This window comes from Kitasatospora sp. NPDC048298, assembly GCF_043201465.1.
Classification (GTDB): Bacteria; Actinomycetota; Actinomycetes; order Streptomycetales; family Streptomycetaceae; genus Kitasatospora.
Genome location: NZ_JBICYZ010000166.1, coordinates 1 through 1,778, shown reverse-complemented (window position 1 = coordinate 1,778; position 1,778 = coordinate 1). Strand labels below are relative to the sequence as shown.

Here is a 1,778-nt window from a genome sequence, read left to right as displayed (position 1 = left end):
CCTGCAGTACCGGCCCGACACCCTCGACGGCTTCATAGCCGGCACCGGCCTGACCCTCGACACCCCAATATCACCCTGACAAGCCGAAGTCAGTAACGCACCACGGGGATCGCCCCGGAGCGCCAGTCGGCCAGCCGCTTGCGGATGCTCGACACCATCGGCAGCCCGTCCGTCTGGGCCGGGGTGAACCATCCCACCTCGTGGGACTCGTCGGACACCCGCAGCTCACCGCCGAGCGGGCGTGCGAGGAGGCAGATGGAGAACTCCTGGCGGACCTCGCCGTCGTCGTAGGCGAAGACGTGGCGGGGGTCGGTGTAGGTGCCGACGATCCCGGTGATCTCGACGTCGATGCCGGTCTCCTCGCGGGTCTCGCGGATCCCGCACCCGGCGAGCGACTCGCCGATGTCCATCCTGCCGCCGGGCAGGGCCCACATCCCGTTGTCGGTGCGGCGCTGGAGCAGGACACGGCCCGCGTCATCGACCACCACGACGGACGCGGCGGGAACCAGTGAGTTCGCCCGCGGGGCGTTCGGGTCGTCCACGTAGTCACGCCTGGGCATGATCCACCACCTCCACTGTCCGGCCTGTCACAGCAGGTGCCGGCCGTCATGAGTCCGGACACTTGGTGCAGCGTCGTCCTGAAGCGCGTCCAGGACACGCACGGCATAGACCTCAGCCATGCGCGCGGAGACCTCGGCCGGTGTGAGCCAAGCGGCCTCGACCGACTCCTCCGAGAGCCGCGCCTGATCGCTCTCCGGTCGGCAGCGAAGGACGAGGGCGACGATCCCCCGGTTCACGTTCTTGTAGACGCCGGTCAGCCGCTCCACGCCGACCTTGATCCCGGTCTCCTCGTAGACCTCGCGGCGCACGCCGTCCTCGATGGCCTCGTCCAGTTCCAGCACGCCACCCGGGGGTGGGTCTGTACAAGGCTCTGTTCCGTAGTCGGTGGTGACGCTGCGTCCCCATCTGCGACGATGAACTGTGGCTGATGTCAACTCGCTTGTCGGTGTGGTGTTTTCGGGACTTTCGGTGCTGGTCGTCGAGGATGTGGTGGAGGGTGGTGAGGTGGTCCGGGTGACGGCCCGGACGCGGGATGTCCCGGTGCCGTGTCCGGTCTGTGGGGTGCCGACTGCGAAGGTGCACGGATACCACCGGCGGACGGTGACGGACGTGCCGGTGGACGGCCGCCGCGTTGTGGTCCGGGTCCGGGTGAGGCGGCTCGTCTGTCCGGTGCTGGGCTGTCGGCGGCAAACCTTCCGGGAGCAGGTCCCTGGACTGCTGGAGCCCCTCCAGCGCCGCACCACGCGTCTGACCGCCCAGGTTGCGAAGGTGGTCAAGGAGTTATGCGGCCGCGCGGCCGCCCGGCTCTCCCGCCCGCTGGCCGTGCCCATCTCTTACGCCACTGCTCTGCGGCTGCTCAGACGCATCCCCGCACCGGTCGTGCCGGTCCCGAGGGTGATCGGGGTCGACGACTTCGCCCTGCGTCGCCGCCACCGCTACGCGACGGTCATCATCAACGCCGAGACCGGTGAACGCGTCGACGTGCTGCCCGACCGTGAGGCCGCCACCTTGGAGGCCTGGCTGCGAGAGCATCCCGGTGCCGAGGTGGTGTGCCGCGACGGCTCGGCCACCTACGCCGAGGCCATCCGCCGCGCACTGCCGAACGCGGTCCAGGTCAGCGACCGCTGGCAGTGCGCCATGAGGCGCCTTGTCGTATCCCCGACTCAGTCGGGAGGAATTCGGAGGGAGATTCTTGGGTCTGATGGCTTACCCGATCC

Annotated in this window: 3 protein-coding genes; 1 reads left to right on the top strand and 2 read right to left on the bottom strand. The window is 69.1% G+C overall.

The annotated features are described in order from the left end of the window. Positions 1–89 precede the first annotated feature (89 nt). Both ACGF0D_RS44200 and ACGF0D_RS44195 read right to left on the bottom strand, forming a co-directional pair. Positions 90–560: an NUDIX domain-containing protein gene (locus ACGF0D_RS44200; protein WP_392926240.1), complete on the bottom strand. Its 471-nt coding sequence runs from the start codon at positions 558–560 to the stop codon at positions 90–92. Between the two features lie 27 nt (positions 561–587). Continuing rightward, complete coding sequence (locus ACGF0D_RS44195) at positions 588–995, bottom strand: NUDIX domain-containing protein (protein WP_392926237.1); 408 nt, start codon at positions 993–995, stop codon at positions 588–590. A gap of 16 nt (positions 996–1,011) precedes the next feature. Between ACGF0D_RS44195 and ACGF0D_RS44190 the strand changes: the two genes are divergently transcribed. Then, a partial coding sequence (locus ACGF0D_RS44190; protein ID WP_392926242.1) for an ISL3 family transposase occupies positions 1,012–1,778 on the top strand: 767 nt, incomplete at its 3' end.

What these genes read in the sequence shown, in the direction of transcription:
- ACGF0D_RS44200 (WP_392926240.1), bottom strand. Translation starts at nt 560, where the DNA reads ATGCCCAGGCGTGACTACGTGGACGACCCGAACGCCCCGCGGGCGAAC.